The organism is Trebonia sp., assembly GCF_030042015.1.
Classification (GTDB): Bacteria; Actinomycetota; Actinomycetes; order Streptosporangiales; family Streptosporangiaceae; genus Trebonia.
The window spans coordinates 1-12,922 of the sequence record NZ_JASIAL010000106.1; the positions used below are offsets into that span (position 1 = coordinate 1).

At 69.2% G+C, this 12,922-nt stretch carries 13 protein-coding genes and 2 tRNA genes; 5 read left to right on the top strand and 10 right to left on the bottom strand.

Going from position 1 to position 12,922, the window contains the following annotated elements; all coding sequences use genetic code 11:
• From Q1N79_RS05265 to Q1N79_RS05280, 4 genes are all read right to left on the bottom strand, one after another.
• On the bottom strand, nucleotides 1-829 hold an 829-nt coding region (locus Q1N79_RS05265), incomplete at its 3' end, for an alpha/beta hydrolase-fold protein (protein WP_300605153.1).
• Nucleotides 830-888: 59 nt separating this feature from the next.
• Nucleotides 889-978 (bottom strand) — tRNA-Ser (locus tag Q1N79_RS05270).
• A 46-nt stretch (nucleotides 979-1,024) separates the two neighbouring features.
• Nucleotides 1,025-1,456 carry a nucleoside deaminase gene (locus Q1N79_RS05275; protein WP_300605174.1) on the bottom strand — a complete coding sequence of 144 codons (432 nt, stop codon included), beginning with the start codon at nucleotides 1,454-1,456 and terminating at the stop codon, nucleotides 1,025-1,027.
• Nucleotides 1,457-1,496: 40 nt separating this feature from the next.
• Nucleotides 1,497-2,015 carry a tRNA adenosine deaminase-associated protein gene (locus tag Q1N79_RS05280; RefSeq protein ID WP_300605155.1) on the bottom strand — a complete coding sequence of 173 codons (519 nt, stop codon included), beginning with the start codon at nucleotides 2,013-2,015 and terminating at the stop codon, nucleotides 1,497-1,499.
• Nucleotides 2,016-2,547: 532 nt separating this feature from the next.
• Here Q1N79_RS05280 and Q1N79_RS05285 point away from each other — a divergent pair.
• On the top strand, nucleotides 2,548-3,072 hold the full coding sequence (locus tag Q1N79_RS05285; protein WP_300605176.1) for a PH domain-containing protein: 525 nt from the start codon (nucleotides 2,548-2,550) through the stop codon (nucleotides 3,070-3,072).
• Between the two features lie 28 nt (nucleotides 3,073-3,100).
• Here Q1N79_RS05285 and Q1N79_RS05290 read toward each other — a convergent pair whose 3' ends face one another.
• Nucleotides 3,101-4,117 (bottom strand): ROK family protein, encoded by a 1,017-nt coding sequence (locus Q1N79_RS05290; RefSeq protein ID WP_300605157.1) that lies wholly within the window; start codon nucleotides 4,115-4,117, stop codon nucleotides 3,101-3,103.
• 343 nt (nucleotides 4,118-4,460) lie between these two features.
• On the opposite strand from Q1N79_RS05290, the gene Q1N79_RS05295 reads away from it, so the two are divergent.
• Nucleotides 4,461-5,312: a hypothetical protein gene (locus tag Q1N79_RS05295; RefSeq protein ID WP_300605159.1), complete on the top strand. Its 852-nt coding sequence runs from the start codon at nucleotides 4,461-4,463 to the stop codon at nucleotides 5,310-5,312.
• A gap of 87 nt (nucleotides 5,313-5,399) precedes the next feature.
• Here the strand turns inward: Q1N79_RS05295 and Q1N79_RS05300 are convergent, their stop codons facing one another.
• Complete coding sequence (locus tag Q1N79_RS05300) at nucleotides 5,400-6,584, bottom strand: cytochrome P450 (RefSeq protein WP_300605161.1); 1,185 nt, start codon at nucleotides 6,582-6,584, stop codon at nucleotides 5,400-5,402.
• Between the two features lie 146 nt (nucleotides 6,585-6,730).
• Between Q1N79_RS05300 and Q1N79_RS05305 the strand changes: the two genes are divergently transcribed.
• A complete protein-coding gene (locus tag Q1N79_RS05305) occupies nucleotides 6,731-6,922 on the top strand; it encodes a ferredoxin (RefSeq protein ID WP_300605163.1) in 192 nt (63 codons plus the stop codon).
• A gap of 15 nt (nucleotides 6,923-6,937) precedes the next feature.
• Here the strand turns inward: Q1N79_RS05305 and Q1N79_RS05310 are convergent, their stop codons facing one another.
• From Q1N79_RS05310 to Q1N79_RS05325, 4 genes are all read right to left on the bottom strand, one after another.
• Complete coding sequence (locus tag Q1N79_RS05310; protein ID WP_300605165.1) at nucleotides 6,938-8,023, bottom strand: spherulation-specific family 4 protein; 1,086 nt, start codon at nucleotides 8,021-8,023, stop codon at nucleotides 6,938-6,940.
• Nucleotides 8,024-8,168: 145 nt separating this feature from the next.
• Nucleotides 8,169-8,257: transfer RNA gene (locus tag Q1N79_RS05315), tRNA-Ser, on the bottom strand.
• Between the two features lie 126 nt (nucleotides 8,258-8,383).
• Entirely contained in the window at nucleotides 8,384-10,045 is a 1,662-nt protein-coding gene (locus Q1N79_RS05320) for a long-chain fatty acid--CoA ligase (RefSeq protein ID WP_300605167.1), read from the bottom strand.
• A complete protein-coding gene (locus Q1N79_RS05325) occupies nucleotides 10,030-10,653 on the bottom strand; it encodes a SigE family RNA polymerase sigma factor (protein ID WP_300605169.1) in 624 nt (207 codons plus the stop codon). The genes Q1N79_RS05320 and Q1N79_RS05325 overlap by 16 nt, the downstream gene beginning before the upstream one ends.
• Nucleotides 10,654-10,991: 338 nt before the next feature.
• On the opposite strand from Q1N79_RS05325, the gene Q1N79_RS05330 reads away from it, so the two are divergent.
• Together Q1N79_RS05330 and Q1N79_RS05335 are read left to right on the top strand one after the other, a co-directional pair.
• Nucleotides 10,992-11,951 (top strand): hypothetical protein, encoded by a 960-nt coding sequence (locus Q1N79_RS05330; RefSeq protein ID WP_300605171.1) that lies wholly within the window; start codon nucleotides 10,992-10,994, stop codon nucleotides 11,949-11,951.
• A 10-nt stretch (nucleotides 11,952-11,961) separates the two neighbouring features.
• Nucleotides 11,962-12,922 (top strand): MauE/DoxX family redox-associated membrane protein (locus Q1N79_RS05335; RefSeq protein ID WP_300605172.1); only part of this gene is annotated, 961 nt, incomplete at its 3' end.

A 12,922-nucleotide genomic window follows, 5' to 3' on the forward strand; every position in this document is an offset into this window, starting at 1 on the left:
CGAGCGGGACCTGGCTCTCATCGGGCGCGAAATAGCCGCTGAGCACCCCCGCGTACCCGTAGTTGCCGGGATAGTTCAGCGCGATGTTCGCGGCACAGAACCCGCCTTCTGAGTACCCCGCGACGCCCCACATCAGGCCCGGCTTCTGCACCCGGAGGTTGGCGACGACCCAGTCCGGGACCTCCTTGGCGACGAACGTCATGTCCTGCAGCCCGCCCGGGGCGTTGAGGCACTGCAGCGAGTACTGCAGGCCGCCCTCGGTGTCCGGCATCACGAGCACCGCGGGCTGCGCCTGGTGGGCCGCGAGCAGCTGCAGGTAGATCGGGATCACGTTCATCACGTCGATCCACGTCTCCGGCTCGCCTGGCGAGCCGTGCAGGAGCTCGATCACGGGGAACTTGTACGACGCGTAGGCCTTGCTGAAGTACTGCGGCGGCAGGTAGATGTACACCTCGCGCGTGATGTGGCTGACCGGCCCGGTGATCACGGTCCGGAACAGGTAGCCGGTCTCCGCGTCGAGCACGGGGTCGGTGGTGCTGATCTGGCTGCTTACCGAAGCCCCGTTGTCCTTCCCCAGGCCGGCGGCGGACAGCTGCGGAATCGACTGCCCGCTCTGCCCCGACAGGTCGCTGTACAGCGCTCCCCAGGTTTGGTAGTAGTCGTAGTACTTGTTGACCGCGGCTATCCCGAACACCATCGCGGGAATGAAGGCCAGGCAGGCGGCAAGGACCCGGAAGACGATCTGCCTGGTGAGCACCAGCCACACAAGCAGCCCGCCGAAAGCCACCATCAGCAGCAGGAAGAACAGCGTTCCCTGCGGTTCTAGCACTAGCACTCCTCGCCGTGGCACGTGGCACTGTCAGCCGCGTGCCGTGCGGACGCAACTCCTGGCGGTGGAGGTGGGATTTGAACCCACGGAGGGGTTGCCCCCTCACACGCTTTCGAGGCGTGCGCCCTCGGCCACTAGGCGACTCCACCGCCGGTGAGCATACCTGACCTTCAACCCCGTCAACGACCAGGGGCCCTACCTGCGTTCCGAGAAAAAAGTTCGGATTATCTTCAGGCACTCGTCAGCCAGCACTCCGCCGATGACTTCGGGGACCGGGGTGAGCCGCTGATCGCGCACGACATCCCACAGCGAGCCGGCCGCGCCGGCCCGGGGATCCCGCGCCCCGAACACCAGCCGGCTCAGCCTGGCGGCGGTGATGGCACCAGCGCACATGGTGCACGGCTCGAGCGTCACGACGAGCGTCAGGCCGTCCAGCCGCCAGCCGCCGGCGGCCCGGGCCGCGGCCCGGATCGCGACGATCTCGGCGTGCGCCGTCGGGTCGCCGTCGGCCTCCCGCCTGTTGCGGCCGCGGGCGACCACGCCGCCCGCGGCGTCAAGGACCACGGCGCCGACAGGAACGTCCCCGGCGGCGGCGGCCGCCGCCGCCTCGGCGAGCGCGCCTCGCATCGCGGGCTCGAACGAAGCCTCGTACCCGGTCGGCAAGCGCTCAGGGGCCGAGGGCGAGATCGAGCGCGCGCTCCATCGCCGGCCCGAACCCGAGCCGTGCCGCGATGGCCTCCATCGCGTCCTCGACGCTGTCCGGCGGTTCGTCGGTGTCCAGGTCCAGCCGGCTGCAGATCGCGGCCAGATCCATCTCGTCCAGGCCGAGGTCCGCGAAGATCGACAGGTCCCCCACCGGGAGCACCTGGTCGATGTCCTCCTCGTCGGGGACGGGGATGTCGAGGAAATCGAGCACCTGTTCGGCCAGCGGATAGTCGAGGGCCGCCCCGATGTCGGACAGCAGCACCGACACCTGGCTGCCGATCACGCGGACCGCCACGAAGAAATAATCGTCGATCCCGGCGAGCCCGATCGTGCCGGCGATGCTGTGCTGTTGCCTGAGCACGCGGATAAAGCCGGCCAGGTCCCCGGTCACCGCCACCGGCAGCACGTCAGCGTCCCAGCGCTCGTCCTCGCGGAAGACGATGATCGCAAAGTCTGTCTCGCTTACCTCGGGCATCGCCATGCCCCAAGCATGCCTCGCACGGGGGAATGTTGTCAGATCGGGGAACGTCGGCGCACCGAATCCCGCAGATGCGGGACGGCAGATCGGTAAACATGCCCGAGTTGGAGGCTGCGCCTCGCCGCCGTGCGGCACATCCGGCGTGGCTACTTCCAGTATGCGGCCTGCGACGGCATACTCCCTTCCGGGGCGCCATGCTGTCCCTCGGCACATGCGTAGCTTCTTTGGATTCCGGGCATACTGCAGCGGACAGGGCGAGCGGCTTGGGCCTCGCCGGCTTGGACGACCCCATCCGAGCTGGCTCCGGGCTAAGATAAAGGAAACTGGCATAGTAGAGAAGTCTGCGCTTGTGAGGAGCTGGCAGTGAGCTTGAAGACGGTTCTCACGTGGGCTGCCGTGGCCTTTGTCATATGGTGGGTCATCCAGCAGCCGGCTAGTGCCGCCCATCTAGTGCACAACATCGGAAACCTTCTCTCTACCGCCGCGAGCGGGCTCTCGCATTTCGTCGCCCAGATCTGAGGCTTTCCAAGTGGGCATTAGGGTCGTTCCCAACGAGACCGTGCCGGCCAGCGTTTATAAGCACCTCCTGCCGCACGAGCTCCCGGTCACGACCGTGCGGTTCCACCCGGCGGTGCTGATCGGGCCGGTCGCGACCGTCCTCGGCGGGCTCGCGATCGCCGGCCTGCTCTCCACCACGATCGCCCACAACAGCGGCGCGGGGATGCTCATCATCTGGTTGCTCTGGTTTGTCCTCGTCGTCAGGCTGCTGATAAAGATCTATACGTGGCTTGAGGATTACTTTGTCGTGACGTCTGAGCGGCTGATTCTCGTCACCGGGGTCTTCACCAAGACGGTCAACATGATGCCGCTCTCCAAAGTGACCGATATGAGTTTCAAGCGGTCGGCTATGGGCCGGCTCCTCGGATACGGCGAGTTCATCGTGGAGTCCGCGGGCCAGGACCAGGCGCTGAAGCACATCGAGCATTTGCCATATCCCGAGCAGCTTTACCTCGAGGTGTGCGGGCTGATCTTCAAGGACAAGGGCGACAGCGACGAGTGAGCCGGGCGCGCCGTCGCGGCCGTTATAGCTAGCGTCCCTGAATCCACTCCGCGGCGGCGATCGCCGAGCCCCGGGCGCCGGCCATGTCCAGGTCGGGGACCAGCGCCACCTCGGCCAGCGCGGCCTGCTCCACAAGCAGCGCGGTACTGTCCCTGACCGTCGCGACGAACCAGTCGCGAAAGTGCGGCGCGGCGTCGATCACCCCGCCGCCGACGAAATAAACGTCGGGGTCGGTGAACTTGGCCGCGATCGAGAACACGCGGCCGACGGCGATCGCCTGCTGCCGGAAGATCGCCAGCGACATCCGGTCGCCCCGCTCGGCGTACGAGCGGACCAGCTTGGCGGCCCGCGCGACGGGCACCTCGGCGAGTTCGTGGCCGGGGAACCTGGTCAGCCAGTAGGGCAGCAGGTTCCGCCCGATCCCCGTGAGCGAGGCGACCGACTCGGCGTCCGCGTACCGCCCGCAGTTGCACGACGGCACCGGCTGCCCCTCTTCCAGCAGGCCGTCCATGGGGATCGGCATGTGGCCGAGTTCGCCCGCCATCCCGCTCACGCCGCGCACGACCCGGCCGTCCTCGATCACGCCGCCGCCCAGGCCGGTCCCGACGATGGCGGCCACGCTGCTGTGCGCGGCGGAGGCGGCGCCGTAGCGCACGTGATGCGCGTAGAGGGCCGCCGCGTTGGCGTCGTTGTTGTACAGGACCGGGATGGCGAGCCGCTCCTCAAACGCGCCCCTGATATCGAACCCGCTCCACCCGGGGTGACCGAAGTTCGTCGCGCCGCCGGTCGACAGCACCCCGGTGGCGCTGGCCGGGCCGGGCGTGTCCAGGCCGACCGCGCGTACCCGCTCCCTGGGCAGGCCGGTGATGGCGAGCGCCTTGTCGAACGAGTCGACCAGCGCCTGAATGGCCTTCTCCGGCCCCTCCCGCACCAGGCTCGGCAGCTCCGCCATCGCGTCGACAAGGAACCGGCCGGCCGGGTCCACGACGGTGCCGTTGTTCGACGTGCCGCCATTGTCGATCCCAACGGCCACCCAGTCCGGCATCAACCCTCCTCAACCACATGAATTCCGTGCTGACCGTGCCAGTGGCCGACGGACCTGGTGGACCTGGTCACCGGTCAGGGGTGGTGACCGGTGACCAGGAGCGCGGGGTCATGCGCCATCTTCGGAAGAATGACTCGCAGGCGATGCTGTGCGCACTATAAGCCAGCATTTCACCGCAATGCCGGCATGTACAGGTCCGGTCGGGGCCCTCGACCGGAGGGCCGAATGCGGTGCCGCCTGACACGGATACTCACACATCGCCACAGTTTCGGCCGACCACTTCTTGTCCTCCCATGGCGGTCCTAGATTGGCCGCAGGCACCGCCAACATTTGGAGGCAGACAGTGGCGACACCGTTCAAGAAGGGCGCGATCCCGCATGACCCGCGAATCGTCATCCCGAAGCTAGAGGATTACATCGACGTGTCCGCGCTGTCCGACGGCCTGCCGGGGGCGCCCGGCATCGTCGACCGCGAGTCGAAGGTCAAGGCATGGCCGATGTACGCCAACGGTCCCGACCCGAACGCGCCCGCGGTGATCGCCTCGACGGGCGTGGGCGACTGCACCTGCGCGGGAATCGGCCACTTCCTGGCGGCGGTCACCGCGTTCAGCGGCGACGTCCCCGGCGGGGTCATGTTCACCGACACGGCGATCCTCGGCATGTACTCGGCGGTCAGCGGCTACCAGCTGGGCAACGAGAAGACGGACACCGGCTGCATGCTGCAGTCCGTCGCCCAGTACATGGTGAACACCGGGCTGCCCGACACCACGGGCAAGGTCCACAAGCTGGCCGGCTACTTCGCCATCGGCGGCTACACGAACCTGGAGCTGCTCAAGCAGGTCGCCAACACGTTCGGCGGCGTCTACATCGGCGTCGCGGTCAGCGACAGCGACATGACGGCGCTCAACAACGGCCAGCCGTGGACGCTGCCTGCCGCCGGCACCAACGTGGGACCGAACGGCATCGACCACTGCGTGGTGATCGAGTACAGCGCCTTCGGGGTGCCGGGCATCGGCAACGACGAGTCGGTCATCACCTGGGGCGTCGAGCAGCCGGTCAACCAGCACTGGGCGCTGACCAACATCGGGCAGGCCATGGGCCTGATCACCGAGGACTGGATCAGCGCGAACGGCACGACGATCAACGGCCAGTCGCTTGCGCAGCTGATCACCGACAGCAGGAACGTGCAAAGCTGACGCTGGTGCAGTCGCCCCGCTCCGTTCCGGATAAAAATCTTTAATCTCCCGAACGGAGCGTGGTGGCTGCCGCCGGGCCGGCGCGGCTCAGGCCGGGACCAGGCGCAGCGGGAGCGATTCGAGCCCGTGCACCGCCATGTTCGTCGTGGTGTGCGGCTCGCCGACGACTTCGATGGACTCGAAATGCCGGGCGAGCGCCGACAGCAGCGATACCCCCTCCAGCCGGGCGACCCGGGCGCCCACGCAGGCGTGCACGCCGAACCCAAGGCCGAGGTGCTTGCCGACGACGTCCCGGGTGATGTCGTAGGCTTCCGGGTTCTCCCAGCGGCGCGGGTCCCGCCCGGCGGGCATGTGCAGCAGCAGGATCCCCGCCTCGGCCGGCACCGTCACCCCGTCCACGTCGGTGTCGGCGGTCGCCCGGCGGCGGGTGAACCGGGCCGGGTTGTCGTAGCGGATGCCTTCCTCGAAGGCGCGCTGCGCGTACTCGTCGATGTTGGTCCGCAGCAGCTGGTACTGGGCCGGGTTCTCGGCCAGCGCCCGCACGACGTTGCCGATCGTGTAGATCGTGGTGTCCGAGCCGGCCGAGTACAGCACCTGGACGAGCATTTCTGCTTCTTCGTGGGTGATGTCGCCCGCGTCGGCGGCCTCGTACATCGCCATGCAGATCCCGCCCGGCTGCACCGCGTCGCGCTTGCAGTTGACCGCGACCCATTCGAACACCTCGGCCGCTTCCGCCATCGACTCGCGGTAGATCTCGTTCTTCGGCCCGAACATGTTGAACTGCGCGTGCCCGAAGCGGACAAGCATCTCCCTGTTCTTGTCGCCGAGGCCGATCGCGTCGGGGAACACCTTGAGGATGTACGCCTTGGCGAGGTCGGTGTACCCGTCGACGAGGCCGCCGGGGGCGTCGAGCAGCCGCCGCACCGTCTCTGCTGCCCCCTGCTCGAAGGCGTCCTGCATGCGGCGCAGCACCGAGGGGGACATCGCGCGGGAGACCACGGTCCGCACCCGCTGGTGGTCCGGCGGGTCCTCGCTGAGCAGGATCATCCGGCCGGGCTCGGCGAACGGCGGGTTGGCGGAAGAGAACGTCTTCCAGTCCCGCATCATCAGCTCGATGGGATCGTGCCGGCCGGTCGCCCACACGTCGTACTGCGGGATGTACACGACGGGCCCGGCTTCCCTGATCATCGTGTCGTAGGGCCGGGGGTCATGGCATGCCTCCGGGCCGAACATGTCGAAGCCGGCATCCAGAACGGACTCAACCGCGGGCATCGGCGCCCCTCCCGCCTGATCGTGTGCAGCGCGTTGTAACGCCCACGCCGACGGGGCGCTTTCCGGAGCGTATGCCGGCGTGACAGAACGGTCAAGAGATCTTGCCGGTGTAGTCACGGCCCCCGCGGATGGCTAAAATCCGCCGCATGAGAGTCACCGTCGATGCCGTGCTGTGCGAGGGCAACGCCGTCTGCGCCGGCCTGGTCCCCGAGGTTTTCTACGTGGACGACTCCGACGAGCTGACGATCCTGGCCAGCGAGGTCCCGCCTGAGCTCGCGGACCGGGTCAGGGAAGCCGTGCGGTGCTGCCCGAAGATGGCGCTGGAACTGCACGAATAAGCCGTCAGCCCGCGGTCAGCACTGGGCCCCGACCGTGGTGGCCTCTGCCGGCCAGTAGCTGGGCAGTTGGCCGTACGGGTTCGGGTCACCCTGGTCCGTCACGAACAGGTTGCCGACATTGCGGGACCAGGACGTGCTGACCACGGTGTCCAGGTCCGCCTCTGGCGTGCTGTAGAGGACGTTCGCGAACCGGTCGCGCCCGTACTGGCTGACCCAGCCCGGCACCGACTCCGACTCGAACGAGGAGAAGTCCCCCTCGAACGCCATGATGACGTTCGCCACGGACATGAAGCTCTGCACGGGGAAGGCGCCGACGTTCAGCCAGACGACCGCGTCCTGGCCGATCTCTTCGGATTCGTGGATGTAGTTGTACAGCGTCTGGTAGTACGACAGCGCGTTTTGCGTGCCCTGGGTGCGGTCCAGCATGATCCCGTTGACGCCGTACCAGGCCTTGTAGTCGGCGATCTCGGACTCGACCTGCGAGAGCGAGAACCCGGTGTAGTCCGTGTCGACGTAGCCGAGCACGGTGATGCCGTGCTGCTGCGCCGACTGCACCAGCTGCTGGAAGTGCGAGTCCGGTCCGGTCCCCGGCCCGTTGTCCACGTTCAGGAACATGGTCGCGGGCGTCGGCGTGGTTCCGATGGCCTGGTCCCAGAGCGTGCCCGAGTAGAAGTAGGAGGGCACGAAGGTCTGCTGGCAGTCCGCCGCGGACCCGGTCGGCGGGGGTGCCGGGGCCGGGGTGGGCGCCGGGCTGGCGGACGGATCCGGGTCCCCGGTGGCCGAGGCGGACGGATCCGGCGTCTTGGTGGCCGCGGCTGACCGCTTCGAGCGGGTCGGCGACGGGCTGGCCGAGCGACCCGCGGGACCCCTGGCAGTGGCCGTCACGAGCCCGCTGGCGACGGCGTCCGGCGCGCCGTTCGCGGCCGCGGTCACCGGGGGGTCGACAGACACGGGCTGCAGCGACACGGCCGACAGCGAGCCGCAGGCGGTGGCGGCTACCCCGGTCAGCACGACTACCGTGGTGACTCGCGCGGCGGCCGGCACCCGGGCCAGCAGCCTGCGCGGGCGGTGGTCGTCAGCGGGGGTCGGTGTCGATGCCATGCCAGCGTCAGCTCCCGGGGAAGGTCGTCGTCGCGTTCGCGTGATGTCACTCCACCGGGCATCATTCCGTATCACGGCTTGGTAATGGGGCCGAATTGCGAATAACGCGATTGGCTGCCCGGCGCGCCGCGCGCCGCTCGTTTCGCGGAGGCTCCGGGATTTGAACCCGGGAGGGCCTCACGACCCAACCGCATTAGCAGTGCGGCGCCATAGACCGGACTAGGCGAAGCCTCCATCCGCGCTCAGCCTCCCGCCGGAGCGTACCGGAGCGAAGGGGCGCGGTGCCGAACAGCGTACCGGCATCGGGCCGCCGTCGGCAAAGCGAGCCCAGGGCCGGGTCAGCGCGGAGCCGGCGCCGGGTCAGCGCGGAGCCGGCGCCAGTTTCGTCACCTCGAGCTCGCCCGCCGCGTACCGCTCGCGCAGCGCGGTCTTCTTGAACTTGCCGACCGAGGTCTTGGGCACCTCGTCGATGAAGCACCAGCGTTCAGGCAGCTGCCACCGCGGCAGCCGCTCGCCGAGGAAGCTGCGCAGCTCTTCCGGGCTCACGGCGGCGCCGACGGCGGGGACCACCGCCGCGAGCGGCCGCTCGCCCCACTGCTCGTCCGGCACGCCGATCACCGCCGCCTCGGCGACAGACGGATGCGCCATCAGCAGGTTCTCAAGCTCCATCGAGGAGATCCACTCTCCGCCGGACTTGATCACGTCCTTGGCCCGGTCGGTGAGCCGGATGAACCCGGCCTCGTCAAGCGTTCCCACGTCGCCGGTGCGCAGCCACCCGTCGTGGAACTTCTCCGGCGCGTCGTCGAGGTAATAGGTGCCGGTCACCCACGGCCCGCGCACCTCGAGCTCGCCCACGGCCCTGCCGTCGGACGCCAGCACCTCACCGGAGTCGCCGGTCAGCCGGCCCTCGATCGTGCAGAACAGCCGTCCCTGGCTGACCCGGTAGGGCCAGACCGCCTCCCCGGTGACGCCGGCCGGCTCGTGCGCGATCGAGCCGAGCGGGGATGTCTCCGTCATCCCCCAGGCGTGCGTCATGACGACGCCGAATTCCGCGGCGTACGCCCGCTGCACCACCTCAGGCAGCGCGGAGCCCCCGCAGACCAGCGTCCGCAGCGAGGACAGGTCGCCGCCCGCTGCGCGCAAGTGGGCGAGCACGCCCTGCCAGATCGTCGGCACGCCCGCGCCGATCGTCACCTTCTCGGTCTCGATCAGCTTGACGATCCCGGCGGGCACCATGAACCGGTCCGGCATCACCAGGCCGGCGCCGGACAGCAGCGCGGCGTACACAAGCCCCCACGCGTTCGCGTGGAACTGCGGCACGACAGGCATGATGACGTCGCGCTCGCTGATCGCGAACGCGTTGCCCAGGCACGCCCCCATCGAGTGCAGGTAGGCGGACCGGTGGCTGTAGACGACGCCCTTCGGCAGCCCGGTCGTGCCGCTCGTGTAGCACATGGCGGCCGCCGACCGCTCGTCGAGCGCGGGCCAGTCGAAGGTTCCCGGCGCCGCGGCGAGCAGGTCCTCGTACGAGTGCACGCTGCGGCCGGGACCTGCCAGGCTGTCGAGCACGCTGTCGTCCTCGGGCGACCGCCCCGCACCGGAGACGATGACGTGCCTGATCGTCGGCGCGTGCGGCAGGACCTTCGCGAACAGCGGCAGCAGCGAGGCGTCGACGATCACCGCGTAGTCGCTGGCGTGCGTGGCGATGTAACCCACCTGGTCGGCGGTCAGCCGGATGTTCAGCGTGTGCAGCACGGCACCCATGGACGGGATGGCGACGTAGGCCTCAACGTGCTCGGCGTTGTTCCACATGAACGTGCCGACCCGCTGGTCCGCGTCGACGCCGAGGGACCGCAGCGCGTGGGCCAGCCGCGCCGTGCGCTCGCCGAGGGCCGCGTAGCTCCGCCGCCGGGAGGGCAGGTCCCCGGCACAGGTGACCACCTCCCTGTTCCCGAACGTCGTCGTGCCGTACCGCATGATCGACGTGACCGTCAGCGGGGTGTCCATCATCGTGCTGTCCACGGCTGCACCTCTCGTGTTGTCCCTGACGGGATAGTGCCACGCGGACCTCCCCCGCGTAACCCTTGAGGCAACGCCGAGTCGTGCGCGCGCAGCCCTGCCTCCGCGCCCGCCTCGGCGTCCGCGCCCAGCTCCGCGTCCTCGCGCAGCCTGGCGACGGCCCGTGCCACCGTGCTCTTGACCGTCCCCACGGACACCCCGAGCGCCGCCGCCACCTCGGGCTCTGACATGTCGTCGTAGTACCTGAGCATCACGGCGGCGCGCATCCGGCGCGGCAGCCGGTCGAGCGCCCGCTGCACCACCTCGCGAAGGTCGCTGTCGCCCGTCAGGTCGGCCGCGGGCTCGTCAGGCAGCTCGTCGGTGGGATACTCGTCCACCCGGCGCCTGCGCCAGCCCGAGATGTGCGTGTTGATCATGATCCGGCGGACATACGTGTCAAGCGCGGCGGGGTCGGCGATGTTGTTCCAGGACTGATAGGTCTTGACCAGCGTGGACTGGACTAGGTCCTCGGCGTCGGCGTGGTTCCCTGTCAGGGCCTGGGCGGCTCGCAGCAATGTCGCGCCGCGGGAGCGCACATAGTCGCCAAACGCGACGCGGTCCCCTGCACCCATGGGTCCCCTACGCTGAGGTAACGCTACTCACAGTGATTGCATGCCCACGATACGCCTCGCTGCGTGATAACTGCCAGGCGCCCCCGCCAGGCGCCCCCGGTGATGCGAGGGACAGGAGTAGCCGAGTCTGGGCTATCCATCAGAGATGTATCTATGTGTCTTCGTGGACAGACATTCCTGAATCACTTGACGTGTCCATACGAACACGCGCATCGTCGGAAATGACATGGCGCTGGATGCAATCCCACGGAGGGCAAGTGCGGCGAAACGCGGAATTTCGCCAGGGTTGTGACGATCTCGTAGAATCCGCCACACCTGCCCGATTTACCCATCGGTCGTTGCTGCGCGCCGCGGTGTTCGGCTCGCGCGACAGCGCCTATCAGGGTCTGTGGGACCCCCGCCAGTCGGCCGCGCGGACCGCCATCACCGGCCAGGTCCTCGACGTCAGCCCGCACCTGCTCGTGCTGCACACCGCCCGTGGCGAGCTTCGGCTGGCCCTGTCGCCCCGTGCCACGGCCTGGCGCGGGTCCCCGGTGGCGCCGACGGCGCTGCGCCACGGCGATCTCGCCATCGTCCGCCGTCATCCCACCCGCAGCATCGCCGAATCCGTGTGGGCGCAGATCGGGCGGGTCACCGGCACGATCATCGAGGTCCAGGGCGGCGAGCTGCTCGTCGACGAGGGGCCGGCCAAGGGCCGCAAGATCGTGCTGATCGACAAGGGCGCGCGCCTGCAGATCCAGGTCCGCTTCCCCCGGCTGGAGCCCGGCTACCTGATCGACGTGATCGGCCTGCGCCAGCAGGGCTATTTGCGGGCGGTGCGGCATGCGACCTCACAGCCGCCGTACCGCGCCGACCACCCCCCGGCGCCGCCCTTGGTCAACGGGCACATTCCCGTCCCCGTCAGCGGAACGGCCGTCTGGCACGAGCCAGGCGAGGAGCCGCTTGGCCTGCTCGGGGTCGCGTACCCCGCGCTCGACCCGGAGACGGACTGCCAGCCCAGCCCGCCCGCTGACGAGCCGCACGTCGTCGACCCGCACACCGCAGGACCCGGCTGCGTCCGGCTGCCTTACCTGTCGGTGGGCAGCGCGGTCCGGATACGCAACGAGTGCACGGACCGTTCGGCGGTGCTGCCGGTGACAAGCTGCGGCGCCGCGGCGCGGCTGTTCTGCGACCGGTGCGTGGAATGCGGCACGTCACCGCGGGGCAGGATCGCGGACCTGACGATCACCGCCTTCGTGGAACTCGGCGGCGACCTGGAAAAGGGCTGCTTCAACGCGACGCTGTCGCTTGCGGGCTGAGGAGAATATCGTGGGGGAGCTTGGGGTGCTCGGGGCCGTCAGGGAAGTGCAGATACCGCTGCTTGCGGCGCTGCTTCTCGGCGCCGTGGCCGCTAAGGCGAGCCGCGCCATCTCCGCTGGCTCGATCGCCGCGGGGATAAAACCGACGGGGATGTTCCCGTTCTGGCTGCGCCGCCCGGCCGCGATGGCCATGTGCTGTGGCGAGCTCGCGCTCGGCCTCGGCCTGCTGGTCACCGCGGGCCGGATCGGGGCCGGCCCGCCGGCCGTCGTGGTCCGGACGGCGACGGCACTGCTGTTCGGCACGGCGGTGGGAGCCCTGCATGTGCTGCGTACCCGGCAGCCCGACGCGGGCTGCGGCTGCTTCGGGGACCTGAGCGATACGCCCGTTAGCTGGCGGGTCCAGGTCCGGTCGGCGCTGCTCTGCGCGGCGGCGGTCGCCACGATCGGCGAGCCGCCGCTGCGCCTGCCCGCCTCTGGCGGGCAGGCGGCCACGGTGCTGACCGTGCTGGCGGTTGAGGTCCTCGTGCTCGCCACCCTGTCCCCGGAGATCGGCGAGATCATGGTCAGGCTCGGCTACTCAGAACCCTGCGAGGTGCGCAGGCTTCCTGTGTCGCGCACGGTGGCCACGCTGCGCGCCAGTTCGCAGTGGCGGCGTTACCGCCGCTACATCGTGTCCACCGAGCCGACCGACGTGTGGCGCGAGGGCTGCTGGCGCTTTGTCGTGTTTCCCGCGATGCTGGCCAGCCGCCGGGTCGAGGTGGTGTTCGCCGTCTACCTGAAACCGCGCCGCCCGACCGTCCGCGCCGCGATCTTCGACGCGACCGCGGACAGGAGCGCGCACAAGGCCGCCGACGGCTTCGCCGCCACCGTGGCCAGCTTCATCACGGCACCGCGCCGCGTCCCGGGCAGCGGCGCCGACGCCCCCGCCGCCCCCGCCGCCGCCCAGGCCGCATCGGCCGCGCTCCCCGGCC

What these genes read in the sequence shown, in the direction of transcription:
- Q1N79_RS05310 (WP_300605165.1), bottom strand. Translation starts at nt 8,023, where the DNA reads ATGGCATCGACACCGACCCCCGCTGACGACCACCGCCCGCGCAGGCTG.
- Q1N79_RS05275 (WP_300605174.1), bottom strand. Translation starts at nt 1,456, where the DNA reads ATGCGAGGCGCGCTCGCCGAGGCGGCGGCGGCCGCCGCCGCCGGGGAC.
- Q1N79_RS05325 (WP_300605169.1), bottom strand. Translation starts at nt 10,653, where the DNA reads ATGGGTGCAGGGGACCGCGTCGCGTTTGGCGACTATGTGCGCTCCCGC.
- Q1N79_RS05290 (WP_300605157.1), bottom strand. Translation starts at nt 4,117, where the DNA reads ATGCCGGACTGGGTGGCCGTTGGGATCGACAATGGCGGCACGTCGAAC.
- Q1N79_RS05305 (WP_300605163.1), top strand. Translation starts at nt 6,731, where the DNA reads ATGAGAGTCACCGTCGATGCCGTGCTGTGCGAGGGCAACGCCGTCTGC.
- Q1N79_RS05300 (WP_300605161.1), bottom strand. Translation starts at nt 6,584, where the DNA reads ATGCCCGCGGTTGAGTCCGTTCTGGATGCCGGCTTCGACATGTTCGGC.
- Q1N79_RS05280 (WP_300605155.1), bottom strand. Translation starts at nt 2,015, where the DNA reads ATGGCGATGCCCGAGGTAAGCGAGACAGACTTTGCGATCATCGTCTTC.